General features: G+C 64.8%; 23 protein-coding genes and 1 pseudogene. 19 read left to right on the forward strand and 5 right to left on the reverse strand.

What is annotated here, in order from left to right; translation table 11 throughout:
- The first annotated feature begins 129 nt into the window (after positions 1-129).
- The 12 genes and pseudogenes from MTX19_RS18910 (at position 130) to surE (ending at position 12608) form a co-directional block, all read left to right on the forward strand.
- Complete coding sequence (locus MTX19_RS18910) at positions 130-1338, forward strand: deoxyguanosinetriphosphate triphosphohydrolase (protein WP_280978792.1); 1209 nt, start codon at positions 130-132, stop codon at positions 1336-1338.
- A gap of 10 nt (positions 1339-1348) precedes the next feature.
- Positions 1349-3145, forward strand: a complete 1797-nt coding sequence (gene argS, locus MTX19_RS18915) for an arginine--tRNA ligase (protein ID WP_280986103.1) — start codon at positions 1349-1351, stop codon at positions 3143-3145.
- 118 nt (positions 3146-3263) lie between these two features.
- Complete coding sequence (locus MTX19_RS18920) at positions 3264-4757, forward strand: SPOR domain-containing protein (protein WP_280978793.1); 1494 nt, start codon at positions 3264-3266, stop codon at positions 4755-4757.
- A 46-nt stretch (positions 4758-4803) separates the two neighbouring features.
- Positions 4804-5826, forward strand: a complete 1023-nt coding sequence (gene nagZ, locus MTX19_RS18925; protein WP_280986104.1) for a beta-N-acetylhexosaminidase — start codon at positions 4804-4806, stop codon at positions 5824-5826.
- Positions 5823-6644, forward strand: a complete 822-nt coding sequence (locus tag MTX19_RS18930) for a ScpA family protein (RefSeq protein ID WP_280977871.1) — start codon at positions 5823-5825, stop codon at positions 6642-6644. Before nagZ ends, MTX19_RS18930 begins: the two co-directional genes overlap by 4 nt.
- A gap of 21 nt (positions 6645-6665) precedes the next feature.
- Positions 6666-7421, forward strand: a pseudogene (gene scpB / locus MTX19_RS18935) (SMC-Scp complex subunit ScpB); the annotation flags it as partial.
- A gap of 282 nt (positions 7422-7703) precedes the next feature.
- Positions 7704-7937 (forward strand): twin-arginine translocase TatA/TatE family subunit, encoded by a 234-nt coding sequence (locus MTX19_RS18940; protein ID WP_280978794.1) that lies wholly within the window; start codon positions 7704-7706, stop codon positions 7935-7937.
- Positions 7938-8096: 159 nt separating this feature from the next.
- A complete protein-coding gene (gene tatB, locus MTX19_RS18945) occupies positions 8097-8621 on the forward strand; it encodes a Sec-independent protein translocase protein TatB (RefSeq protein ID WP_280978795.1) in 525 nt (174 codons plus the stop codon).
- Entirely contained in the window at positions 8618-9436 is an 819-nt protein-coding gene (gene tatC / locus MTX19_RS18950; protein ID WP_280977874.1) for a twin-arginine translocase subunit TatC, read from the forward strand. The genes tatB and tatC overlap by 4 nt, the downstream gene beginning before the upstream one ends.
- Positions 9437-9642: 206 nt before the next feature.
- A complete protein-coding gene (serS, locus tag MTX19_RS18955) occupies positions 9643-10974 on the forward strand; it encodes a serine--tRNA ligase (RefSeq protein WP_280978796.1) in 1332 nt (443 codons plus the stop codon).
- A 15-nt stretch (positions 10975-10989) separates the two neighbouring features.
- A complete protein-coding gene (locus tag MTX19_RS18960; RefSeq protein ID WP_280978797.1) occupies positions 10990-11775 on the forward strand; it encodes a hypothetical protein in 786 nt (261 codons plus the stop codon).
- 65 nt (positions 11776-11840) lie between these two features.
- The gene (gene surE / locus MTX19_RS18965; RefSeq protein WP_280978798.1) at positions 11841-12608 is read left to right on the forward strand and encodes a 5'/3'-nucleotidase SurE; all 768 of its coding nucleotides are present in this window, start codon (positions 11841-11843) and stop codon (positions 12606-12608) included.
- Between the two features lie 140 nt (positions 12609-12748).
- On the opposite strand, the gene MTX19_RS18970 is transcribed toward surE, so the two are convergent.
- The gene (locus MTX19_RS18970) at positions 12749-13126 is read right to left on the reverse strand and encodes a response regulator (RefSeq protein WP_280977878.1); all 378 of its coding nucleotides are present in this window, start codon (positions 13124-13126) and stop codon (positions 12749-12751) included.
- Positions 13127-13512: 386 nt separating this feature from the next.
- Between MTX19_RS18970 and MTX19_RS18975 the strand changes: the two genes are divergently transcribed.
- Positions 13513-14163 carry a protein-L-isoaspartate(D-aspartate) O-methyltransferase gene (locus MTX19_RS18975; RefSeq protein ID WP_280978799.1) on the forward strand — a complete coding sequence of 217 codons (651 nt, stop codon included), beginning with the start codon at positions 13513-13515 and terminating at the stop codon, positions 14161-14163.
- Between the two features lie 109 nt (positions 14164-14272).
- A complete protein-coding gene (locus tag MTX19_RS18980; protein WP_280978800.1) occupies positions 14273-15592 on the forward strand; it encodes a peptidoglycan DD-metalloendopeptidase family protein in 1320 nt (439 codons plus the stop codon).
- A gap of 66 nt (positions 15593-15658) precedes the next feature.
- Here MTX19_RS18980 and MTX19_RS18985 read toward each other — a convergent pair whose 3' ends face one another.
- The 3 genes from MTX19_RS18985 to MTX19_RS18995 form a co-directional block, all read right to left on the reverse strand.
- Positions 15659-17284 carry a porin gene (locus MTX19_RS18985; protein ID WP_280986105.1) on the reverse strand — a complete coding sequence of 542 codons (1626 nt, stop codon included), beginning with the start codon at positions 17282-17284 and terminating at the stop codon, positions 15659-15661.
- Positions 17285-17653: 369 nt separating this feature from the next.
- Positions 17654-18127, reverse strand: coding sequence for a hypothetical protein (locus tag MTX19_RS18990; protein ID WP_280978802.1), 474 nt, complete (start codon positions 18125-18127; stop codon positions 17654-17656).
- Between the two features lie 64 nt (positions 18128-18191).
- Positions 18192-19163 (reverse strand): ATP-binding protein, encoded by a 972-nt coding sequence (locus MTX19_RS18995; protein ID WP_280986106.1) that lies wholly within the window; start codon positions 19161-19163, stop codon positions 18192-18194.
- A gap of 191 nt (positions 19164-19354) precedes the next feature.
- On the opposite strand from MTX19_RS18995, the gene yajC reads away from it, so the two are divergent.
- The 5 genes from yajC to MTX19_RS19020 are packed head-to-tail and all read left to right on the forward strand — an operon-like array spanning position 19355 to position 23642.
- On the forward strand, positions 19355-19714 hold the full coding sequence (gene yajC, locus MTX19_RS19000; protein WP_280977884.1) for a preprotein translocase subunit YajC: 360 nt from the start codon (positions 19355-19357) through the stop codon (positions 19712-19714).
- A 40-nt stretch (positions 19715-19754) separates the two neighbouring features.
- A complete protein-coding gene (secD, locus tag MTX19_RS19005) occupies positions 19755-21356 on the forward strand; it encodes a protein translocase subunit SecD (protein ID WP_280978803.1) in 1602 nt (533 codons plus the stop codon).
- A 10-nt stretch (positions 21357-21366) separates the two neighbouring features.
- Positions 21367-22392 carry a protein translocase subunit SecF gene (gene secF, locus MTX19_RS19010; protein ID WP_280978804.1) on the forward strand — a complete coding sequence of 342 codons (1026 nt, stop codon included), beginning with the start codon at positions 21367-21369 and terminating at the stop codon, positions 22390-22392.
- Between the two features lie 6 nt (positions 22393-22398).
- Entirely contained in the window at positions 22399-22782 is a 384-nt protein-coding gene (locus MTX19_RS19015; protein WP_280977887.1) for an Mth938-like domain-containing protein, read from the forward strand.
- The gene (locus MTX19_RS19020) at positions 22779-23642 is read left to right on the forward strand and encodes a squalene/phytoene synthase family protein (RefSeq protein WP_280978805.1); all 864 of its coding nucleotides are present in this window, start codon (positions 22779-22781) and stop codon (positions 23640-23642) included. The genes MTX19_RS19015 and MTX19_RS19020 overlap by 4 nt, the downstream gene beginning before the upstream one ends.
- Here the strand turns inward: MTX19_RS19020 and MTX19_RS19025 are convergent.
- Positions 23639-23923, reverse strand: coding sequence for a DUF1488 family protein (locus tag MTX19_RS19025; protein WP_280977889.1), 285 nt, complete (start codon positions 23921-23923; stop codon positions 23639-23641). The genes MTX19_RS19020 and MTX19_RS19025 overlap by 4 nt on opposite strands.
- Positions 23924-23958 lie beyond the last annotated feature (35 nt).

The raw sequence follows: 23958 nt of genomic DNA on the forward strand, positions 1-23958 counted from the left end.
CTGATCGGAAAACCGGTGCCACTTTTCCGGATCATGCTCGTGCGTCATACCCAATTCACTTGGTATTGCGCACCCCGCATAGTTAAGTGCGTCGTGCCGTGGAATCAAATGGATAGGAACTAAAATACCGTGTCGGTCGGAATGGCTGCCCCCCGCGCGCCTTATGCCTGCGACCCCGATCGCAGCCGAGGCCGGCTGGTCTTGGAGCCGCCGAGCCGGACCCGCAGCCCGTTCCGGCGCGACTGTGACCGGGTGATCCATTCCACCGCGTTCCGTCGCCTCAAGCACAAAACCCAGGTCTTTGTCTTCCACGAGGGCGACCACTACCGCACCCGGCTGACCCATTCGTTGGAGGTGGCGCAGATCGCCCGCGCGCTGGCTCGCCAGCTCGGCCTCGACGAGGACCTCACCGAGACGCTGGCGCTGGCGCACGATCTCGGTCACCCGCCGTTCGGCCATGCCGGCGAGCGGGCGCTCGACGAATGCCTGAAGGCCGATGGCGGCTTCGACCACAATGCGCAGACACTGCGGGTCGTGACCTCGCTGGAGCATCGCTATCCCGAATTCGGCGGGCTGAACCTCACCTGGGAATCGCTGGAAGGGATCGTGAAGCATAACGGTCCCTTGACCGAGCGCGGCGGCGCGCCAGCCGGGCGCTACCGCGACAGCGGCATTCCGGTCGGGATCGCCGACTACAACGCGACTTATGACCTTGAGCTCTGGAGCTATGCCTCGCTCGAGGCGCAGGTCGCGGCCTTCGCCGACGACATCGCCTATGACGCGCACGATATCGACGACGGGCTGCGAGCCGGGCTGTTCGCCGTCGACGACCTCAAGGAGATGCCGTTGACCAAGGAGATCATCGGCGAGATCGACCGGCATTATCCCGATCTCGATCAGGTTCGGCGGGGCGCCGAACTGGTGCGCGAGCTGATCTCGCATTTCATCGGCGCTGTGGTTGCCGAGGCGAACAGGCGGCTTGCGGCCGCCCGGCCGCAATCCGCCCACGACGTGCGTCATCACCACGCGCCGCTGATCGCGTTCCCGCCCGACGTGGCCGACGAGGAGGCGGCGATCAAGGCGTTCCTGTACCGGCGGATGTATCGCCATCCCCGGGTGATGCAGATCATGGGGGACGCGGAACAGGTGGTCCGGGACCTGTTCGAGCGCTACCGGCGCTCGCCGGGCGACCTGCCGGCGGAATGGATCGAGGGCACCGAGGCGGAGACTGAAGGCGCGCGCAACAGGCGGATCGGCAATTTCATCGCCGGGATGACCGACCGTTTCGCCCTGATCGAGCACCACAGGCTTTTTGACTTGACCCCGGATTTGCGTTAGGCGGCCTGCCATGGCCGACATCACCGTTTCATCGCATCTTTTCGCCGACTTGCTGGCGCGCGTACACGCCATCTGTGCTGCTGTTGCCGCCGAGGACAACTGGCCCGCCGGCGTCGATCTGTCCCGCGTCGTGGTCGAACCGCCGCGCGATGCCAGCCACGGCGACATGGCGACCAACGCCGCGATGGTGCTCGCCAAGGACGCCAAGGCCAAGCCGCGCGAGCTAGCCGACAAGATCGCGGAACGGCTGCGCGCGGATGCGCTGGTGGCCTCGGTCGAGGTCGCGGGACCAGGCTTCATCAATCTCACGCTCAAGCCGCAAGTTTGGACCGACGCGCTGCGTGCGGTGCTGGCGGCGGGCACGGCCTATGGGCGGAGCGACATCGGCAAGGCCGAGAAGGTCAACGTCGAATACGTCTCGGCCAACCCGACCGGGCCGATGCATGTCGGCCATTGTCGCGGCGCCGTGTTCGGCGACGCGCTGTGCAGCCTGCTGCAGTTCGCGGGCTTCGACGTCTGCCGCGAATATTACATCAACGACGCCGGCGCACAGGTCGACGTGCTCGCGCGCTCGGCCTTCCTGCGCTATCGCGAGGCGCTGGGTGAGGATATCGGCGCGATCCCGGAAGGGCTTTATCCGGGCGACTATCTAAAGCCGGTCGGCGAGGCGCTGGCCAGGGAGCATGGCGACAAGCTGTTGCGCGTGAGCGAGGCCGAGTGGCTGCCGATCGTGCGCGACAAGGCGATCGCGATGATGATGGAGATGATCAAGGGCGATCTCGCCGCCCTCAACATCCATCATGACGTGTTCTTCTCCGAGCGGTCGTTGATTGCGAACGGCAACAACAAGGTCGCCGAGACCATCGATTTCCTGCGGGCCAAGGGCGACATCTATCAAGGGCGCCTGCCGCCGCCGAAGGGCAAGCCGGTCGAGGACTATGAGGACCGCGAGCAGTCGCTATTCCTCGCCACAGCCTATGGCGACGATGTCGATCGTCCCCTGATCAAGTCGGACGGCTCCTACACGTACTTCGCCTCCGACATCGCCAACCACAAGAGCAAGTTCGATCGCGGCTTCGCCAATCTGATCGACGTGTTCGGCGCCGATCACGGCGGCTACATCAAGCGCATGCAGGCGGCGGTGAAGGCCGTGACCGCGGGCAAGGCGACGCTCGACGTCAAGATCGTGCAGCTCGTGAAGCTGCTGCGTGACGGCGAGCCGGTGAAGATGTCGAAACGCTCCGGCGAGTTCGTCACGCTGCGCGAGGTGGTCGACGAGGTCGGCTCCGACGCCGTCCGGTTCATGATGCTGTTCCGCAAAAACGACGCCGTGCTCGATTTCGACCTCGCCAAGGTGATCGAGCAGTCGAAGGACAACGCCGTCTTCTACGTGCAGTACGGCCACGCGCGCGGGCATTCGATCTTCCGCAATGCGCGGGAGGAGGCGGTGCCGGATCTCCCCGAGGCCGAGGCGGCCCGGCTGGCCTATCTGCGGAACGCCGCCGTCGAGCGGCTGACCGACCAGGCCGAGATCGATCTTTTAAAGCGGCTGGCGCTCTATCCGCGGATGATCGAGGCGGCCGCGGTCGCCCATGAGCCTCACCGAATCGCTTTTTATTTGTATGATTTGGCCAGCGAATTTCATGCGCTCTGGACCAAGGGGCGCGATTTGCCCTATTTACGCTTCATTATCAATAATGATGCAGAGATCACGAGGGCGCGACTGGCAATGGTTCAGGGCGTCGTCTCGGTTCTAGCATCGGGCTTAGCTGTTCTAGGCGTCCACGCTCCGACCGAGATGCGGTAGGTAGGGGCATTTGGCCCTCACGAGTGGGGATTTGTGAGGGCATCTGGCAGGGGCCAACTCGTTCGTACCGGCTGTACCGGCGATCTTGGCGCTGTCCCGAAGGGGATGCATCATCACAATGGCTGATCGATATCAGAACCGACCTTTTCCCGCCGACGATCACGATCGCGGTGCCTATCCCGAAGCGGCCCACAAGGCCGAGAGCGATCCGCTTGCCGAGCTGGCCCGGCTGATCGGGCAGACCGATCCGTTCGGCAACGCCAGCAAGCCACAGCCCCCGCATCCGTTGCAGTCGCGAGCCAATGTGCGGCCGCAACCCTATCAGCCGCCGGTCGAAGACGACGATGCACCGCCCGCGGGGCCGCCGCCCTGGATGCAACGCGCGCGTCAGGAAGCTGCGCCGCCGCAGCAGCCCCAGATGGGCTACGACGAACCGGAACAGGACTACCAGCCGCGTCCGGTGCATCCGTTGCACCGCTATGCGGCTCAGCAGGCGCAGCCGGCGCCCGAGCCGGTTCAGGCCTTTGATCATGATCCGGAGCCTGCCTATCAGCAGGCCGAGACCTACGGCGAGGACCAGCAGTACCAGGGCGCCGACCACGATCCGTCGCGCTACGACGACGCGCTGTATGGGCAGCTGGAAGCGAGCGAGCAGGATCTGCAGCGTGCGCCGGCCTATCACGACGATCCCTATGCCTATCAGGGCTATGAGGAAGAGCCCGAGCCGCGCCGGCGGACCAGCGGCCTGATGACGGTCGCCGCGGTGCTGGCGCTCGCGGTGGTCGGGACCGGAGGGGCGTTCGCCTATCGCACCTATGTTGGTTCACCTCGCAGCGGAGAGCCGCCGATCATCAAGGCTGACAACACGCCGACCAAGGTGATCCCGGCCCAGGCCGACGCGCCGGCCAAGACGCCGGACCGGATGGCCACGGGCGACGGCACCGAGAAGATCGTGTCGCGCGAGGAGACGCCGGTGGACGTCAACGCGAACACCGCCGGACCGCGTGTCGTGTTTCCGCCGCTGAACGCCAATGCGAACCCGCCGCCGGTCTCCAGCGTGGGGACGACGACCGCGCCGCCGCCGCCGATCACGGCCAACGGGACGCTACCGAACAACGAGCCGCGCAAGATCCGGACCCTGTCGGTCAAGGGCGATAACCCTGATGGCGCGCCGTCCCAGGCTCAGGCCCAGGCACCCGCGCCGACCAAGCCTCCGGCAGCCGCCAGGGCGCAAGCGCCCCGCGGCAATCCGGCGTCCGCCAATGCCAGTGCGAACCAGCCGATGTCGCTGGCGCCGAGCAGCCAGCCCGAGGCGCCTCCGACCCGGATGGCATCGACGGCGCCGACCGCCTCGATCAGCAGCGGCGGATATCTGGTCCAGGTGTCGTCGCAGAGGAACGAGGCCGATGCCCAGGCATCGTACCGGGCACTGCAGAACAAGTTCCCGGGCGTGCTCGGTGGGCATTCCCCGGTGATCAAGCGGGCCGACCTGGGCGGGAAGGGTGTCTACTATCGCGCGATGGTCGGGCCGTTCGGTTCGCCGGAGGAGGCGTCGCAGTTCTGCGGAAGCCTGAAATCCGCCGGCGGACAGTGCGTCGTCCAAAGGAATTAACGGCCGTTTCCTTGACCCGTGAACCGCATGCGGCCTAATCGGCCGCATGGCGAACCGTGCATTCATCACAGGTACCTCTGGACCGGTCCTCAATGACGCCGAGCGCGAATTCATTCGCGCCGAGCGGCCATGGGGCTTCATCCTGTTCAAGCACAATATCGAGACTCCCGCGCAAGTCTCCGCTCTTGTTGAGGAACTTAGAGAAGCCGTCGGCGCGGCCGATGCGCCGGTCCTGATCGATCAGGAGGGCGGACGGGTGCAGCGGCTCGGTCCACCGAATTGGCGGGCCTATCCGCCCGGTGCAAGCTTCGGCGCGCTCTACGACGTCGACCCGAAATTGGGGCTGGCGGCAGCCCGGCTCAGTTCGCGCCTGATCGCGGCCGATCTGGCCGACCTTGGAATTACCATCGACTGCCTGCCCTTGGCGGACGTGCCGGTTGCCGGAGCGGATGCCGTGATCGGCAACCGCGCCTATGGAACCGAACCGGGAAAGGTCGCCGCCATCGCCCGTGCCGTCACCGAAGGACTGGAACAGGGCGGCGTCCTGCCGGTTCTCAAGCATATCCCGGGTCACGGCAGGGCCACGGCGGACAGCCATTTCCGGCTTCCGACCGTCGATACCGCGAAATCCGAGCTGGAACGGACCGATTTCGCTGCGTTCCAGCCGCTTGCGGACTTGCCGATGGCCATGACCGCACATGTTGTGTTTAGCGCGCTCGACCCCGCCCATCCGGCGACGACTTCTGCGACAATCATCGAACAGGTGATTCGCGGCCTGATCGGGTTCCAGGGTTTGTTGATGAGTGATGACGTGTCGATGAATGCGCTGGCCGGCTCGATCGGGGAAAGGACCCGGGCCATCGTCAGCGCCGGTTGCGACATGGTCCTGCACTGCAACGGCAACATCGACGAAATGCGCGAGGTTGCACGCGAGACGCCGGAACTGACCGGCAAGGCACTTGAGCGCGCCAACCGGGCGCTGGCTGCACGGAAGCCGCCGGAGCTGTTTGACAGGCGATCGGCATGGGCGGAACTGGACGCGTTGTTGAATCGGATAGGGACGGCATGACCGCTGAAATTCTATCGTTTGAGACGGGGCGGCCGGCCGACGTGGCGGAAGGTGAGCCGGCGCTGGTGGTCGACGTCGAGGGCTATGAGGGCCCGCTCGACCTGTTGCTGACGCTCGCCCGCCAGCAGAAGGTCGACCTCGCGAAGATCTCGATCCTCGCGCTCGCCGATCAGTACCTCTCGTTCATCGAGGCGGCCCGCAAGATCCGGCTCGAGCTCGCGGCCGACTATCTGGTCATGGCGGCCTGGCTTGCGTTCCTGAAGTCGCGGCTGCTGCTGCCGGAGCCGCCGAGCGCCGAAGGGCCGAGCGCCGAGGAGATGGCGACCGCGCTCGCCAACCGGCTGCGCCGGCTGGAGGCGATCCGCGAGGCGGCCAACCGGCTCATGAACCGGCCGCAGTTCCAGCGCGATATCTTTCCGCGCGGCAATCCGGAATCGATCGCGGAGATCAAGCATCCGAAGTTCACCGCGACGCTCTACGATCTCTTGTCGGCCTATGCCACGCAGCGTCAGTCGCGCGTGCTGACGTCGGTGCATCTGGCCAAGCGCACCGTGTGGTCGCTCGCGGAAGCGCGTGCCTCGCTGGAGCGGCTCGTCGGCATCGCCGAGGACTGGAGCTGTCTCGACGAGTATCTGATGAACTACGTCGCCGATCCCACGCAGCGAGCAACGGTCTTCGCGTCGAGCTTCGCCGCGGCCCTCGAACTGGTTCGCGAAGGCGAGATGGAGATCAATCAGAAGCAGGCGTTCGCGCCGATCTATTTCCGAAAGCGTCCACCGCAAGCCGCAATGGCGGCCCCGGACCTGTCGGTCGAGTAAGTGGAAGAAGGAGAGCATGCCATGGCAAGCCTGGCAGAACGGCGCATAGAAGAGGTCGAGGAGGAGGTTGCTCCTGTGGATCCGATCGCGCGTCCCGAAGAATTGCGGCTCCTGGAAGCCCTGCTGTTTGCATCGAGCGAGCCGATCGATCAGGCGACGCTGGCAAAGCGGATGCCTGACGGCGTCGACGTCAAGGCGGCGCTCGCGCAGCTGCAGGCGGAATATGCTCCGCGCGGCGTCAATCTGGTTCGCGTCGCCAACAAGTGGACGTTCCGCACTGCGGGCGATCTGTCGTGGCTAATGACGCGGGAGAGCACCGAGACCCGCAAGCTGTCGCGCGCCGCGATCGAGGTGCTCGCGATCATCGCCTATCACCAGCCGGTGACGCGCGCCGAGATCGAAGAGATCCGCGGCGTGGTCACGTCGAAGGGAACCATCGACGTGCTGCTGGAGACCGGGTGGATTCGCCCGCGCGGCCGCCGCAAGACGCCGGGCCGTCCGCTGACCTTCGGAACCACCGACGGGTTCTTGTCGCAGTTCAGCCTGGAAGCGCTGGGCGACCTGCCGGGGCTCGAAGAGCTCAAGGGCACGGGTCTGCTCGACTCTCGCCTGCCGACCGGCTTCAGTGTTCCATCGCCCTCGGACGATGCTGCGCTGCGCGAGGATGAGGAGCCGCTCGAGCCCGGCGACACGCTGGAACTGCTGCTTGCGCCTGCCGCCGAGCCGGAAGCGGCGGAATCGAAGGCCGAGACCGAAGCGACAGCAGAGCTTGAAGCGACAGCCGAGGCCGAAACCGAAGTCGAAGCTGAAGTTGCCGCGCAACCGGAAGCAGTCGAACCTGACGCCGACGAACCGGACTCTCGCGCCAGCGATGCAGGCGATGACGACGGCGCCGAGGAGAAGGGCGAATAGCCCGAAATATTCCCGGTTAAGCCTAGCAATATTACGTAGCCGCGACAGCGATTTGCCGCGGCTGAGGTCCTTGTTTTTGACACCGCGCGGGCCTACCTTCCGGCAAAGCTCAGGCCGGCTCGCCGGCCATTTCTGGAGGGTTGCAGGATGGGTTCGCTTAGCATTTGGCACTGGATCCTCGTGATCGCAGTGGTCCTGCTGCTGTTCGGACGCGGCAAGATTTCGGACCTGATGGGTGACGTCGCTCAGGGTATCAAGGCCTTCAAGAAGGGCATGCAGGACGACGACAAGGTTGCAGACAAGCCGGAGCCCACCAAGGCCATCGATCACGATGCCGCGCCGTCGGCCGCGCGCTCGGATGTCGGCAGCAAGGCCGTCTAAGGCCCTTGGACTGACGCATATTTCGACGTTTTTATTTGCGCGAGGCGGTGACGCCGTCGCTCTAACGCGCTATGGACGCCGGTTGAGAACAGGCGCCGGCAGGCCCAAATCCTGTTAGGGTGGATGAGGCCGTAGCGGCGCGCTTAGGCGGAAGAATTCATGTTCGATATCGGGTGGAGTGAACTGGTCGTCATCGCGGTTGTCGCGCTGATCGCCATCGGCCCGAAGGAACTGCCGGGCGTGCTGCGCATGGTCGGGCAATGGATGGGCAAGGCCCGCAGGATGGCGGCCGAATTCCAGGGTCAATTCCAGGAAGCCATGCGCGAGGCCGAAATGGCCGACCTCAAGAAGAGTTTTGACGAGGTCAGGGAAGCCGCGACCGGGCTCACCAGCGGCAACATCATGACCTCGCTGCAAAAGGACGTCAGCGACGCCCTGCAGATCGACAAGCCTGTGGATGCGCAGGTGGCGTCCGCGATCGATGCGCCGGCGACATCGACGAGCGATGCGCCGGTGACGCCGACAACGCCGGCCGCGCCGACGCCGGAGACCTTTGTCGAGGCCGAGACGCACGCCGCGACCAGTGAGCCGCTTGCGATCACCAACGAGGTGCAGACGCAACCGGTGCCGCAGGACGTGGCGGCGGCGAAACCCGACCTCTTAAAGGACGCCAAAGCGTCATGAGTGCCGAAGACATCGAGGCCAGCAAGGCCCCCTTGATGGATCACCTGATCGAGCTGCGCGCGCGCCTGATCAAGGCGCTGCTGGGTTTCGGCGTGGCCTTCATCTTCTGCTTCTTCTTCGCCAAGCAGATCTACAACGTTCTGGTGTGGCCGTTCGTGTGGGTGGCGGGGCCGGAGAATTCAAAGTTTATCTACACGGCACTGCTGGAATATTTCATCACCCAGCTCAAGCTCGCGCTGTTCGGCGCCGGCTTCATCTCGTTCCCGATCGTTGCGACCCAGATCTACAAATTCGTCGCGCCTGGCCTCTACCGTCACGAGCGCAACGCCTTCCTGCCGTATTTGATCGCGACGCCGATCTTCTTCGTGCTCGGCGCGATGCTGGTCTATTTCGTGGTGCTGCCGATGCTGATCCGCTTCTCGCTCGGGATGCAGCAGGCTGGCGGAGCGGAGACCGCGCAGATCGCGCTGTTGCCGAAGGTCGGCGAATATCTCTCGCTGATGATGTCGCTGATCTTCGCCTTCGGCATCGCCTTCCAGCTTCCGGTGATCCTGACGCTGCTGGGGCGCGTCGGCATCGTCACCTCGAAGATGCTGAAGGAGAAGCGGCGCTATTTCATTGTCGTCGCCTTCATCATCGCGGCCGTGCTGACGCCGCCGGACGTGCTGAGCCAGTCGTCGCTGGCGATCCCTCTGCTTGCGCTCTACGAGGGCGCCATCATCGCCGTACGGATGGTGGAGAAGAAGGCTGCGGCGGCCGCCGCAGCCTCGTCTTCGTCGTCGGGAGCTCCGCCGGCGGCCAATCCGGCCGAATAGGGGTGGTTTAAGCCACACATTCGGTGTCCATACCCCGCGAAAGCGGGGTATCCAGTACGCCGCAGGCTCTCGAACGATCCCGGACGTCTCTGGAATACTGGATCGCCCGCCTTCGCGGGCGATGACGGGTGTGCTAGTGGGTGGCGCTCCATGGAATGTTGACGTTCGGCATTCCGTGAAAATGAGACGTCAGGACTCCGACCACCATGCACGACATCAAAGCGATCCGCGACAACCCGACAGCCTTCGACGCCGGCCTGAAGCGCCGTGGACTTAAGGCCTTGTCGCCGTCGCTGCTCGCGATCGACGAGAAACGCCGTGCCGCGATCCTGGCGTCGGAGCAGGCCCAGGCCCGGCGCAATGCGGCCTCGAAGGAGATCGGCGACGCCAAGAAGGCGAAGGACGAGGCGCGCGCCGCCAAGCTGATGGCCGAGGTTGCCGAGCTCAAGACCACGATGCCCGAGCTCGAGGCCGCCGCGAAGACGGCCGATGAGGAGCTCGCCAAGGAGCTGTCCTCGATTCCCAATCTGCCGCTCGACGAGGTGCCCGACGGCACCGACGAGCACGGCAACGTGCAGCACCATGTGTTCGGCAAGAAGCGCGACTATGGCTTCGCACCGAAGCCGCATGACGATCTCGGCGGTGCGCTCGGCTACATGGATTTCGAGGCGGCGGCAAAGCTGTCCGGCGCGCGCTTCGTCGTGCTGAAGAAGGGGCTGGCGCGGCTCGAGCGCGCGATCGGGCAGTTCATGCTCGATCTGCACACCGGCGAGCACGGCTATACCGAGATCAATCCGCCGCTCCTGGTGCGCGATGCCGTGATGTTCGGCACCGGCCAATTGCCGAAATTCGAGGACGACCAGTTCTGGGCGATCAAGGGTGAGTTGCTGTCGGCGCCCGGCGCTGATCTGCGCAGCGAGCGCCTCGGTCTCATTCCGACCGCAGAGGTCTCGCTGACCAATCTCGCGCGCGAATCCATCCTCGACGAGAAAGAGTTGCCGATGCGGCTGACGGCACTGACGCCGTGCTTCCGCGCGGAGGCCGGCGCGGCAGGCCGTGATACCCGCGGCATGATCCGGCAGCACCAGTTCACCAAGGTCGAGCTGGTCTCGATCACCACGCCGGAAGCCAGCAAGGACGAGCTCGAACGCATGCTGGCCTGCGCGGAGGAGGTGCTGCGCCGCCTCGACCTGCATTACCGCGTGATGACGCTGTGCGCCGGCGACATGGGCTTCTCGGCGCAGAAAACCTACGACATCGAGGTGTGGATGCCGGGGCAGGGGGACGGCGGCGCCTATCGCGAGATCTCGAGCTGCTCGGTGTGCGGCGATTTCCAGGCGCGCCGCATGGATGCGCGCTATCGCGGCCCTGACGGCAAGCCGCGCTTCGTGCACACGCTGAACGGCTCGGGCACGGCGGTCGGACGCGCGCTGATCGCCGTGATGGAGACCTATCAGCAGCAGGACGGTTCAATCGCGGTGCCCGATGTGCTCCGACCCTATATGGGCGGGCTCAAGGTCATCGAGCACGGCATGTAAGGCGGAGCCAGTGTGATGCCACTCCACCGTGACATCCACTGGCTTGGTCGCCAATGGGCCGTCACGGGCCACGGACTGCAGCTGATCAATCAGAAGCAGATGGGCTACTACGACATCGAGGTCGCCCGCTTGTGGGAAGCGGGCGTGATCGAGGCGATGCAGGGAAAGGCCTGGATCAATCGCGCGGACTTCGACAAGGCGCTCGAGATCGCGCGAGCCCGGTTCGCCCATGCGGCGCCCACCGGCGTCACGCCGCCGTCCACGCCAGCCGCATCGCCGCCGCAGCCAGCGCCGCCTGCGATGCGTCCTCAAGCCGAGCTGCCCTCGGGGCCGACGCTTGAGGAACTGCTGGCCAGGTTGAAGGCGAGGTCGGCGGCGGTTGCGCCCGCCCCGAGACCGGTCGAAGAGCCAGCGGTCCCAACGGAAGCGAAACCGGTCGACGAGCCCGTGGTTGCGCCTGTCGCAACACCGGTCGATATGTCTGCGATTGGGCCCGTCGCAAAATCGGTCGCCGCCAAGCCGGTCGATGTGGCCGCAGTCGCGCCCAAGCTCGAACCTGCGAGACACGAACCTCCCAAGCCCGAAGCATCGAAGGTGGCACAGGCCGCGCCGGAGTTGCCGCAGCCGGCATCCTTGCGACGCATCACGTTGGAGGTTAGCCCCTCGGATTTCGCGCGGCCCAGGCCGGAGTGGCCGGTGTTCAAGCGCAAGATCGCCGGCCGCGCCAGATTCGTTCGTCCCTGGCGCGCCCGATTGACCCGCTGGCACGGGATTTTGCCGGGTTTGCCTCCGCGGCCCTAGCCGGTTAAGACGGCGCGTCAGCTCAAGAAAACCGCGTCGAATCAGAACAAAGGGCACTTTGACGGATGCGAATTCTCTGCACCAATGATGACGGCATCCACGCTCCCGGCCTGAAGGTCGTCGAGCAGATCGCGCGGGCTTTGTCGGACGATGTCTGGATCGTCGCGCCCGAGCTCGACCAGTCAGGCGTCTCGCATTCACTGTCGCTCAACGATCCGCTGCGCCTGCGCGAGGTCGGCCCGCGGCACTTCGCGGTGCGCGGCACGCCGACCGACTGCGTCATCATGGGCGCGCGCTATATTCTCGGCGAGAAGCTGCCCGACCTCGTGCTCAGCGGCGTCAACAAGGGCCGCAACGTCGCCGAGGATGTGGTCTATTCCGGAACCATCGCCGGGGCGCTGGAAGGCACCATTCTCGGATTGCCGTCGTTTGCGCTGTCGCAGGAATTCAGCCTCGATACGCGCGATAAGCCGCTATGGGAGACCGCGCTAAAATTCGGACCAGATATCGTGCGCAAGGTGCTCGCAGCGGGGATCCCGAAGAACACCGTCGTCAACGTCAACTTCCCGTCCTGCATGCCCGACGAGGTCAAGGGCATCCGCATTACCCGGCAGGGCAAGCGCAATCTTGGTTTCCTCAAGATCGATCGCCGCCACGACGGGCGCGGCAATCCGTATTTCTGGATCGGCTTCGAGCGCGCCGCGATGATGGATACGCCGGCGGAGGGCACCGATCTCGCCGCGCTTGCCGCGCACTATGTCTCGGTGACGCCGCTGCGGCTCGACCGCACCGACGAGGCGTTCTCGGAAACATTGACGACGACGCTGAAGTAGTACCGTGTGGCCCGGATGAAGCCAACGGGTCGCGCGAACGCGTGTCCGATGACAGGCTCCGTGAAATCCGTGTTGCACGCCGCTCGCCGGGCTTCCCGGATTGCGCTGCGCTTCATCCGGGCTACGTATTGTGCTGAGACTTAGACCGGCGCGCCCTTCATCGCGCTGGAGATCACCTGCGCCAGCGTTTCGAGCTGGAACGGTTTCTGCAGCGCCGGGCGGTCGCGATATTCCGGAGGCAGGCCCGAGGACCCATAGCCGGTCGCGAAAATAAAGGGGCGGTTGCGTGCGTTGATCAGCTCGGCAACGGGAGTGATTACCTTGCCGTTGACGTTGACGTCGAGGATCGCGAGGTCGAATTCGGTGGATTGCGCAAGCTTGACCGCTTCGCCGATTTCGCCGGCTTCGGCCGCGACGCTATGGCCGAGTTCCTCCAGCATGTCGGCGACCATCATCCGGATCATGACCTCGTCCTCTACGAGGAAAACTGAACAGCCCGCCGGCCGTGTCGCTGTCATGATGGAATCCTTGCCCGTCCCAGAACAAAGCTCGCAAATAACATCAAAAGGTGCAACGCAAACGTTTGGGAATTGCTGCCTTTCCGGCGTACAGCAGCGTATCGTGCGGTCGCCCAAGCCCGCCTTGTCCAGCATGGCAAGCTCGGAGGGGCCGATAGCCTGCTTTATCCACGGCAGGCCCCGCGGGATCCGCTTCGCGTTCGAGGTTCGATCGCGCTGCTGATCATATGGGGATAGTCGCCGCGCTCGCAAATGAGAAAATGGCCATGGTTCCGGATCGGGAACAGCAATGAGAGGAAATTTTTCCTTAACGTGGCATTTCTAATTCCAATGGCATGAAGTTGTTTGAAATACCCCGGATTGCTGCCCACAGATGCTGACGAGTAATGGCCGTGAACCCAGATCCGCCCGAGAAAATGAAGTTTCAGCTGACCCTGCGGCGGCGCGGGATCAGCGACCTGGCCGTGCTGCGGGCCATGGAAGAGGTGCCGCGCGAGGACTTCGTCGAGCCGCGTGACCGCGACGAGGCCTATCGCGACAGCGCGCTTGCGATCGCCTGCGGGCAGACCATCAGCCAGCCCTTCGTGGTCGCCTACATGACCGAGCAACTCCAGCTCAAGAAGGACCATCGCGTGCTCGAAATCGGCACCGGGTCCGGCTACCAGGCGGCCATCCTGTCCCGGCTGTGCCGGCAGGTGCTGACCATCGAGCGCTACCGGACGCTGGCCGATAGCGCCCGCAAGCGGCTCGAAAAGCTCGGCTATTACAACGTCGAGGTGCTGCTCGGGGACGGCTTCGACGTGCCGGCCGGCGCCGGCGATTTCGACCGCATCATCGTGACCGCGGCGATGGAGCAGATCCCGGACAAGCTGATGGAACGGCTGGAGCCCAGCGGTGTCCTGATCGCCCCGGTCGGACCGCATCACGGCACCCAGACCCTGCTCCGCGTGGTGCGCACGGAGACCGGATTCGACCGCAAGGAACTGGTCGACGTGCGCTTCGTGCCGGCGCTGCCTGGGATTGCGCGCGAGCTGTAGAATCGCGGATTGCCGCTTGCCGCCAAGATCTTATTCCCAGGGTTAAGCCGTTATTTACTCGGCACGTGTTTACTCAAAACAGTCGTTAGTTGCGTACGAGTGAGTAACCATGTCGAGTGTTGTTGAGTTGCTTCGCTCGCGTCGCGCGCCGCAGGTCGCGGTGCTGGCGCTGATGTCCGTCGCCTTTGCCGGCTGCAGCGCCGATATGTCGTCGCGCTTCTCGCAAAGCTCTTACTCGCAAAATCCCTTCGCCTTCGATCCGCAGCCGACGGGTGCAGTGCAGGCGCCGCCGCGCGAGCTGCCGCAATATGCGCGGCCGCACTCGCAATATCCGCAGTACCAGTCGCAGCCATTGCCGCCGCCGGTGTCGGCGCCGCAGTCCTATCCGGTGTTCAGTGGCGTCTCCGGAGGAGGGCGCGGGCTCGCGTCCTATGCGCCGCCGCCGGCGCGCCCGCAGATCGAAGCCACCGGCGCCGTTCCGCATTCGGTCGCGGCTGCGCACAACGGCACCACCATCATCGTCGGCACCAGCGACACGCTGGAGGTGCTGGCAAAGCGCTATCATGTCTCGACCGCCGAGATCCTGCGCGCCAACGGCTACAAGGGACCGCGCGCGCTGTCGCCCGGTCAGCAGCTGATCATCCCGCGCTCGACCGCGACCGCGATGGCCGCGCCGGCCACCAAGCCGGTTGCCGTGGCGGCTGCTCCCGCCGGCGTCTACTACGTCAATCGCGGTGACACGCTGCACAGCATCGCGCGCCAGCACCACATCTCGGTGGTGGAGCTGGCTCGGGCCAACAATCTCGACCAGTCGGCCAGGCTCAGCCTGGGCATGAAGCTGATGGTGCCGGGCGCGAAAACCGCCGCGGCCGCGCCGGCCGTTGCGGCGGTAGCGCCGGCTCCGGTCCCCGCACTGACCGCCCCGAAGGTCGTTGCGACCGCGCAGCCGCAGCAAAGCGCGCGGCTGGTCCAGCCGACCGCGAACGTCGAACAGCCGGCGGCCGCCGCGGAGACCCCGGCGGTCAAATCGAGCGAAGCAACCGGCGCATTGCCGACGTTCCGCTGGCCGGTGCGCGGCAAGGTCATCACCGCTTACGGCACCAAGACCAACGGCAAGGTCAATGACGGCATCAACGTCGCGGTGCCCGAGGGCACGCCGGTAAAGGCTGCCGAGGACGGCGTCGTCGCCTATTCGGGCAACGAGTTGAAGGGCTACGGCAACCTAGTGCTGATCCGCCACCCGAACGGCTACGTCACGGCCTATGCCCATGCGAGCGAGCTGCTGGTGAAGCGCGGAGACACCATCAAGCGCGGCCAGGTAATCGCCAAGTCGGGACAGTCGGGTGAGGTGGGCTCGCCGCAGCTCCACTTCGAAATCCGCAAGGGCTCGTCGCCGGTCGATCCGCTGCAATTCCTCAACGGCGCATAGCCTGAGACCATCACATTGTGAACGCGCGCGACGGGGAGGCGTGAAGCCTCCCCGTCCTGTTTTGAGTTAGAAGTCGAACGTCAGGCCAGTCGTGACCGCCTTGGCCTTGTTGCCGGCGACCACGTTGTTGTTGGCATCGCGTCCGCAGACGGCGTAGCCGTGGCCGCTTGCACCCAGGCAGTAGTGTGCGCCGGGGCCGTTGCGCAGGAAGCTGCCGACGAGGTACCAGCTCGCGAACGGGCTGAAGTGATATTTCACCCCGGCTGCGTACTGATCGGCGCTGCTGTCGACCGAGTTGAGCGCAAAATCAGCCGAGCCCGCCGGCGGAGTGACGGTGTAGGTATTGAACACGCCGGTCCCTGGCGAGCCGGGCGACGCATTGGCGTGAGCCCAGGACGCGCTGACGTCCCAGTGGCCGACCGTCTGGGTCGCGCTCAGGAAATAGCCGTCGCGTGACCGCTCGTTGAAGTCGGCAACGGTGTGCTCGCGCCGTATTACCTCGTAGATGCCGTAGAGCTGCAGCGTGCCGATACCGTCGTTGAAGCGGTATCCGGCACCGAGCTTGGCGGCCCACTCGTTAGCGATGCCGACGGCGCCCGGTGGAACGACCAACACGCCACCATTGCTCAGTGGTGTCACCGCCTCGTCGCCGGTGCGGTTGGTCCCTTCGTGCAGCTCATAGGCCGCGATCGCCGTGAGCGGGCCCTGGTTGTACGTCAGCGACGCGCTGTACAGGTTGCCGTAGGAGCCGTCGGTACAGCCTTCGGGCGCTGACGTCAGCGGGAAGCCGCTGCCGCTGCCGCGCGAGGACGTGGCGGGGCAGTTGAAGTCGCCAAGCGCGAAGTCACTGTTGTCCCTAGCGGTGTTCTGCCCGGGTGACGCCATCACGGTTGCTTGGAAGCCGTTCCAGACCGGCGACTCGTACCAGACCGCGTGGGCCGCGCGCCAATCGAACTCGGCGCGCAGATCGCCGCCGGTGTTGCCCATGATCGAGTTGTAGTCGCCGAGCGTCGCCGAGAATGGATCGAATTTTGAAGTCGATCTCTTGTAAGGCGTATCGGACTTCCCGGCCTTGATGGTACCCCACGGGGTTTCCATGCCGATGAAGCTGTCGCGCGTACCAAACGCGGCGCGCTCGGTCGGGACCGCGGCGACTTCGACGAGAGATTCGAATTGCGCGATCGCGGCCCATCCCGGGAAGCCGTAAGGTGCGAGATTGTGTCGCGCGCGAACGCCGAAATAGGAGAGGTTGCTCGCGACTCCGAACTTGGTGCCTTGATCGAAGACGCCGGCGTTGAAGACGTCGCCCGACAGATCCACGTGCCCGTACAGGGTGACGGTGGTGTTGTCGATGAAGGGATTGCTGCCTGGCGCCTTGCTGTAGATAGGCGCGCCGCCGATGCTGACGATTGCGTGCTCGGGTGCCGGGGCCGGGGAGGGGGCGACGGCCGCATGCTGCACGGGGTTGCCCTTTGGGGCCGAGGCGGTTGCTGTGGCCGGCGCCGGCCGGCTCGTGATGTGATTGACGCGATCCCGTAGCTGCGCGTTCTCCTTGGCAAGTTTCGCGTTGTTTCGTTCGAGTGCATCCAGACGTGCCATCACGTCGTCGAGTGTTGCCGCCCGCATCGGCTGTTGCGTGAGCGCGAGGCAAATCGCCGTGCACGCGGTTCCTGCGAGAAGTCCCTTCTTCATCTGATGTTCCCCCCGTTTGCCAAACCACCTCGGCGGGGTGCCGAGGGCCGCAAACGGGGAAAAACGGTAATGTATACCAAATACCAAATACATCGATGCGCGGTGGATCACGAAGATAAAGATGGTCTGTGATAAAAAAGGTACTATTTTACTATTGCGATGCATCAAATTGTCGCAGGCATGATGCGGGAATAAAATTCATGGCTCTTTTAACTTGTTGAAGTTACGAATTATTTCCTTGTCCCAGCAATGTGACAGCAAAGTTGACAAATTATAGGTGCGACGCAAGATCAAGCGATGCATTTGGCATGTTGAATGCCACGTGGCGTCTGGCTTATGCGCGATCCCGGCGCCGCGAGGGGCCTTGGATTACCGCCAGGGATCGCCGCCGCCGGCGAGGCGCTCGACCATGTCGCGCAGGAAATCGGGCGGACCATGGGCCTGCCATTCGCCGTCCGCCTGCAGCAGCAGAGGTCTCCGCGCGTCGCGGCTGAAGGCTTCGAGCCACGCGCGCGCTTTTGCCTTCGGGCGCGCGCCGATGGCGACCGCGACATCGACGGGAATGGTCCGCCATGTGAAGCTGGCCGGAAGAAAGATCAGATGCGACCTGTCGGGCCGCATCCACTCGGGCAGCGGACTTGTCGGAGCAAGCCAGCCGCAGACGAAATTTCGGCAAGGGTCGACCGGGCGCGCGTCATAGATCGCGCATTTGCCGGCGCCGCTGAACGGGCAGGGATGCCCAGGATAGACGTCGTGGTCCTGGATCCGGATTTTCAGCCAGCCGTCGCAGCAGGCGGTGCACTCGCCACATCGTCTCTCAGTTGCATTTGGGTCGACCAGCATAACTCCAGTGTACTCAAGCCGAGCCGAATCAGAAGGCCGCGCGAGATCGCGTGAAATGCCCCCGCTAGGTCCCGCTCAGCCGAACGCCGAGCCGTCCGGCCAGTTCCTGCGTAAATTGCCAGGCGACGCGGCCGGAGCGCGAGCCGCGTGTGGTCGACCATTCGAGCGCCTCGCGCTCAAGCTCGTCGTCGGCGATCTTGATGCCGAAATGGTCGCAATAGCCCTTCACCATCGCCAGATACTCGTCCTGGCTGCAGCGATGGAAGCCGAGCCAGAGCCCGAAGCGATCCGACAGCGACACCTTTTCCTCAACCGCTTCGCCCGGATTGATCGCGGTCGAGCGCTCATTCTCGATCATCTCGCGTGCGAGCAGATGCCGCCGGTTCGATGTGGCATAGAGGATGACGTTATCGGGGCGCCCCTCGATGCCGCCTTCCAGCACCGCCTTCAGCGACTTGTAGGAAGCATCGTTGCCGTCGAAGGAGAGGTCGTCGCAGAACACGATGAAGCGGAATGGGGAGCTGCGCAAAAGCTCCATCAGGCCGGGCAGGCTCTCGATGTCCTCGCGGTGGATCTCGATCAGCTTCAGCCGGTCGGCCGGCTTGCGGTCGCGGTTGAGGGTCGCGTGCGCGGCCTTCACCAGCGAGGACTTGCCCATGCCCCGCGCGCCCCACAGCAGCGCGTTGTTGGCGGGCAGTCCGTTGGCGAAGCGCTCGGTGTTCTCCATCAGGATATCGCGCATCCGGTCGACGCCCTTGAGCAGGCCGATCTCGACGCGGCTGACGCGCGGGACCGGGGCGAGGCGGCCGTGGGGGTGCCAGACAAAGGCATCGGCGGCGCCGAGCGACTCGGCCGGATCGGAGGCCGGAGAGGCCGCGGCGAGACGGCTGGCAATGGTCTCCAGAGCGCTCGCGATCCGCTCGGCGGTTGCGCCATCGAGCGCCTTTGCCGGGCGATTTGTCGCGGCTTTTGCCGGTGTTTTGGCGGCAGTTTTGGACGGAGTTCTGCTGGCAGTTTTCTTGGCTTTTTTCGGCATTTTTCCAGTTCCTGACGGCGCAGCCTTATCGGGCTGGCGCTCCTCCCGCAAGCCGCCTAAATGAAGGGCCGTTAACGTTGCAATTGGGACCGCGGCCGCTATAGTCCGCGCGAATTTGCCCGGACCGCCATACCGCCCAAAGGACCAGAGGGCGTTGCCGGTCCTTCTCCGTCTTACCGAGGATTGCCCGAATGCTGATTACTCCTGCCTTTGCCCAGGCTGCCGGAGCCGGTGGTGATGCCAACAGCATGTTGATGTCGCTGCTGCCATTCGCGCTGATCTTCGTCATCATGTACTTCCTGATTCTGCGCCCGCAGCAGAAGAAGGTCCGCGACCACGCCGATCTGGTGAAGAACATCCGCCGCGGCGACACGGTGGTGACCTCGGGCGGCCTCGTCGGCAAGGTCACCAAGGTGGTCGACGACGACCAGATCGAATTCGAGATTTCGGATGGCGTGCGCGTGCGGCAGATGCGGCAAATGATCTCCGGCGTGCGCGCCAAGGGTGAGCCGGCGAAGGGCGACGCCAAGGACGAGGCGTCCGCGAGCTGATTGCCGCGCCGCCTTTTTTGGAATCTGACGGATCAACTCGATGTTGTATTTCACCCGGTGGAAGGCGCTGGCGATCATCCTGACAGCGCTGGTGGTCTGCCTGTGCGCGGTGCCGAACTTCTTTCCGGAAGCGCAGGTCAAGAGCTGGCCGGCATGGGCGCAGCGTCGCCTCGTGCTCGGCCTCGACTTGCAGGGTGGCTCGTACCTGCTGCTCGAGGTCGATTCCAACTACGTCAAGAAAGAGAAGCTCGACCAGGTCCGCGACGATGCGCGGCGGGCGCTGCGTGAAGCCAAGATCGGCTACACTGGCCTGAACGTGCGCAACGACGCGGTCGAGGTCCGTATCTCCAGGGACAACGAGCAGGCGACCGCGCTCTCGAAGCTCCGCGAGCTGTCGCAACCGCTCGGCGGCCTGATGGGGTCTAGCGGCCAGCGCAGCCTCGAGGTCTCGGATGCCGGCGGCGGTCTGATCCGCCTTACGGTGCCGCAGGCAGCCATTACCGAGCGCATCCGCCAGACCATCGAGCAGTCGATCCAGATCGTCGAGCGCCGCGTCAACGAGCTCGGCACCGTCGAGCCGGTGATCCAGCGCCAGGGCACCGACCGCATCCTGGTACAGGTGCCGGGTCTGCAGGACCCGACCCGGCTGAAGGAATTGCTCGGCAAGACGGCGAAGATGGAATTCCGCATGGTCGATACGTCGGTCTCGCCGGACCAGGCCCAGCAGGGCCGGGTGCCGCCCGAGTCCGAGTTGCTGATGAGCGCGTCGCCGCCGCCGGTGCCCTATGTCGTGAAAAAGCAGGTTCTGGTCTCCGGCGCTGAACTGTCCGATGCGCAGCCTGGGTTCGACCAGCGCACCGGCGAGCCGATCGTCAGTTTCCGTTTCAACTCGGCAGGCGCGCGCAAATTCGCCCAGGCGACGAGCGAAAATGTCGGTCAGCCCTTTGCCATCGTGCTCGACAACAAGGTGATCTCCGCGCCGGTCATCCGCGAGCCGATCACCGGCGGCTCAGGCCAGATTTCCGGCAATTTCACCGTGCAGTCCGCCAATGATCTGGCGATCCTGATGCGCGCCGGCGCGCTGCCGGCGCCGCTGACCGTGATCGAGGAGCGCACGGTCGGTCCCGGCCTCGGCCAGGACTCGATCGAGAAGGGCGAACTTGCGGCGTATGTTGGCTCGATCCTGGTCATCGTGTTCATGCTGGTGACGTATCGGCTGTTCGGCGTGTTCGCCAACATCGCGGTCGCAATCAACGTCGCCATGATCTTCGGCCTGCTCTCGCTGCTCAACGCCACGCTGACGCTGCCCGGCATCGCGGGCATCGTGCTGACCGTCGGTATCGCGGTCGACTCCAACGTGCTGATCTACGAGCGTATCCGCGAGGAGCTGCGCGGCGGGCGCACCGCGATCTCGGCGATCGACGCCGGCTTCAAACGGGCGCTGGCGACGATCCTCGACTCCAACATCACCACATTCATCGCTGCTGCGGTGCTGTTCTATATCGGTACCGGACCGGTGCGCGGCTTCGCCGTGACGCTCGGCATCGGCATCATCACCACGGTGTTCACCGCATTTACCCTGACGCGCCTGATCGTCGCGGGGTGGGTGCGATGGAAGCGGCCGCAAACCGTGCCGATTTGAGAGGCCTATTGTGACCCACTATGTTCTCATCGGCCTTGGTGTCCTGATCGCCGTGCTGACCGTGGTTTCGGTGTTCGGTCTGTTGCCGTCGCTGCGCATCGTGCCCGACGATACGCATTTCGACTTCACGCGCTTCCGCCGCATCAGCTTCCCGATCTCGGCGGTGCTTTCGATCCTCGCAATCACGCTGTTCTTCACCCATGGCCTGAATTTCGGCATCGACTTCAAGGGCGGCACGCTCCTGGAAGTGCGGGCCAAGTCCGGCACCGCCGACATCGCCGCGATGCGCACGACATTGAACGGTCTCGGCCTCGGCGAGGTCCAGTTGCAACAGTTCGGCGGTCCGGCCGAAGTCCTGATCCGCGTCGCCGAGCAGCCCGGCGGCGACGCCGCGCAGCAGGCCGCCGTCCAGAAGGTCCGCGGCGCGCTCGGCGATTCCGTCGACTACCGCCGCGTCGAGGTGGTGGGGCCGCGCGTGTCCGGCGAGCTGCTGGCCTACGGCATGCTCGGTCTGATGTTCGCCATTCTCGGCATCCTGATTTATCTCTGGTTCCGCTTCGAATGGCAGTTCGCGCTCGGCGCGATGATCGCCAACGTCCATGATATCGTGCTGACGATCGGCTTCATGTCGATCTCGCAGGTGGACTTCGACCTCACCAGTATCGCGGCGTTGCTGACGATTCTCGGCTACTCGCTCAACGACACCGTCGTGATCTACGACCGTATCCGTGAAATGCTGCGGCGCTACAAGAAGATGCCGATGCCGCAGCTTCTGAACGAATCGATCAATTCGACGCTGTCGCGCTCCATTGTCACCCACGTCACAGTGACGCTCGCGCTGCTCGCGCTGCTATTGTTCGGCGGCCAGGCGATCCACAGCTTCACCGCAGTGATGATGTTCGGCGTCGTGCTGGTCGGCACCTATACCTCGATCTTCATCGCGGCGCCGATCCTGATCTATCTCGGTGTTCACACCACGCGGGGCGACGCGCAGGATGCGCCGGCCAAAAAGCCGGACGCGGCAGCCAAGAAGTAACCGATCATGGCCAACCCCTCGGACGCTCCACATCTTCCGAGGCCGGCGCCGATCGAAGCCTACGGCAAGGGTGGCTTCGCGTTCGCCGACATGTCGCACCGCGGCTCGCTGCTGTGCCTGCCCGATGGGATCTGGGCCTGGCCGGTGACCAGTCCGCAGGAGATTGACCAATACTCGCTGGCTCAGGTGTTCGCGGCGGCGAATGCGATCGACACGCTGATCGTGGGCAGCGGCAACGAAGTCTGGGTGCCGCCGAAGGGCCTGCGCGAGGCCTTGCGCGCGGTGCAGGTGGTGCTCGACCCGATGCAGACCGGTCCCGCGATCCGCACCTACAACATCATGCTCGGCGAGCGGCGGCGCGTGGCGGCAGCGCTGATCGCGGTGCCATGAGCGAGGCAGAAGCGCCGGCGGACGGCGCGGCCTTCTGCGCCGATCTGGTGCGGACTCATGATTTCGTCCGCTATGCCTCGACCCTGTTTGTGCCTGCTGCGGAGCGCCGGGCGCTGCTCGCAATCTATGCCTTCAACGCCGAGGTTTCCCGTGTCCATGAGCACGTGAGCCAGCCGCTGCCCGGCGAGATACGGCTGCAATGGTGGACCGACATGCTGGCCGGGACAGAGCATGGCGGTGTCGAAGGCAATCCGGTCGCAGCCGAGTTGCTGCAGGCGATCCGCAAGCACCGCTTGCCCGTCTCGGCATTGTCGCGCCTGGTCGAGGCGCACGAGTTCGATCTCTACAATGATCCGATGCCGTCGATGGCAGCGCTCGAGGGCTATCTCGGGGACACCGCGTCGGCGCTGTTCTCGCTCGCTGCGCGCGTGGTCGCGCGACCGTCGGAAGAGATCGACCACCTCGCGCGTCATGCGGGTCTGGCGCAGGGGATGGCGCAGGTGATCGCAGCGTTGCCGCGGGATGCTGCGCGGCATCAGCTCTTCCTGCCGCTGCAACTCCTTCAGGAGCGTGGCAGCAGCATGGAAGCGGTCTTTGCCCGCAAGCAGACGCCGGAAATCCGTGCGGCGATCGACCGGCTCGCGCATGAGGCGCAAACTCACTTCACGACCGCGCTCTCGCTGCTTGCCGACGTTCCGCCCGCGGTGAGGGCGGTGTTTCTGCCGCTCGCGCATGTCCGCCGCGACCTGGTTCGGGCAACGAGAGCGGACAACGATCCATTTGTTCCGAAGCCGGCGTCGCGATTGCGCGTCCTGTGGACGCTGTGGCGTGCCGCGCGCGCGAAGGACTTCCGCGGCTAGCTCCGCTGCTTCGGGATGTGCTTCGTGAAGATCCGGATCGTCCCGCCCCTGACCATTGGGCCGCCGTCATACAGGTCGGATGCGATCCTCTCGATGGCGTCGCGCAGCGCCACGAATTGGGCCTGACGCGCGATGCTCGGTGTTCCCTTGGTGTCGGCCAATTCGTCCATCGCAGCGTCGCTGATCTGGCACTCGACCGTCTGGTCGCCGTCCAGCATCGTGAAGCCGAACGCCATCCGTTCGGAATCATATCCTCCGATACGGCCACGAGTGAGTGGCATTAAACCTGTCCCTTGAGCGTGGCGCCCCGTTGCAA

The organism is Bradyrhizobium sp. ISRA464 (genome assembly GCF_029910095.1).
Taxonomy (GTDB): Bacteria; Pseudomonadota; Alphaproteobacteria; order Rhizobiales; family Xanthobacteraceae; genus Bradyrhizobium.

Bases quoted from the DNA above. Each gene is read 5' to 3' on its own strand.
- argS (WP_280986103.1), top strand. From the start codon at position 1,349: ATGGCCGACATCACCGTTTCATCGCATCTTTTCGCCGACTTGCTGGCG.
- MTX19_RS18920 (WP_280978793.1), top strand. From the start codon at position 3,264: ATGGCTGATCGATATCAGAACCGACCTTTTCCCGCCGACGATCACGAT.
- nagZ (WP_280986104.1), top strand. From the start codon at position 4,804: ATGGCGAACCGTGCATTCATCACAGGTACCTCTGGACCGGTCCTCAAT.
- MTX19_RS18930 (WP_280977871.1), top strand. From the start codon at position 5,823: ATGACCGCTGAAATTCTATCGTTTGAGACGGGGCGGCCGGCCGACGTG.
- MTX19_RS18940 (WP_280978794.1), top strand. From the start codon at position 7,704: ATGGGTTCGCTTAGCATTTGGCACTGGATCCTCGTGATCGCAGTGGTC.
- tatB (WP_280978795.1), top strand. From the start codon at position 8,097: ATGTTCGATATCGGGTGGAGTGAACTGGTCGTCATCGCGGTTGTCGCG.
- tatC (WP_280977874.1), top strand. From the start codon at position 8,618: ATGAGTGCCGAAGACATCGAGGCCAGCAAGGCCCCCTTGATGGATCAC.
- serS (WP_280978796.1), top strand. From the start codon at position 9,643: ATGCACGACATCAAAGCGATCCGCGACAACCCGACAGCCTTCGACGCC.
- MTX19_RS18960 (WP_280978797.1), top strand. From the start codon at position 10,990: ATGCCACTCCACCGTGACATCCACTGGCTTGGTCGCCAATGGGCCGTC.
- surE (WP_280978798.1), top strand. From the start codon at position 11,841: ATGCGAATTCTCTGCACCAATGATGACGGCATCCACGCTCCCGGCCTG.
- MTX19_RS18970 (WP_280977878.1), bottom strand. From the start codon at position 13,126: ATGACAGCGACACGGCCGGCGGGCTGTTCAGTTTTCCTCGTAGAGGAC.
- MTX19_RS18975 (WP_280978799.1), top strand. From the start codon at position 13,513: ATGGCCGTGAACCCAGATCCGCCCGAGAAAATGAAGTTTCAGCTGACC.
- MTX19_RS18980 (WP_280978800.1), top strand. From the start codon at position 14,273: ATGTCGAGTGTTGTTGAGTTGCTTCGCTCGCGTCGCGCGCCGCAGGTC.
- MTX19_RS18985 (WP_280986105.1), bottom strand. From the start codon at position 17,284: ATGAAGAAGGGACTTCTCGCAGGAACCGCGTGCACGGCGATTTGCCTC.
- MTX19_RS18990 (WP_280978802.1), bottom strand. From the start codon at position 18,127: ATGCTGGTCGACCCAAATGCAACTGAGAGACGATGTGGCGAGTGCACC.
- MTX19_RS18995 (WP_280986106.1), bottom strand. From the start codon at position 19,163: ATGCCGAAAAAAGCCAAGAAAACTGCCAGCAGAACTCCGTCCAAAACT.
- yajC (WP_280977884.1), top strand. From the start codon at position 19,355: ATGCTGATTACTCCTGCCTTTGCCCAGGCTGCCGGAGCCGGTGGTGAT.
- secD (WP_280978803.1), top strand. From the start codon at position 19,755: ATGTTGTATTTCACCCGGTGGAAGGCGCTGGCGATCATCCTGACAGCG.
- MTX19_RS19015 (WP_280977887.1), top strand. From the start codon at position 22,399: ATGGCCAACCCCTCGGACGCTCCACATCTTCCGAGGCCGGCGCCGATC.
- MTX19_RS19020 (WP_280978805.1), top strand. From the start codon at position 22,779: ATGAGCGAGGCAGAAGCGCCGGCGGACGGCGCGGCCTTCTGCGCCGAT.
- MTX19_RS19025 (WP_280977889.1), bottom strand. From the start codon at position 23,923: ATGCCACTCACTCGTGGCCGTATCGGAGGATATGATTCCGAACGGATG.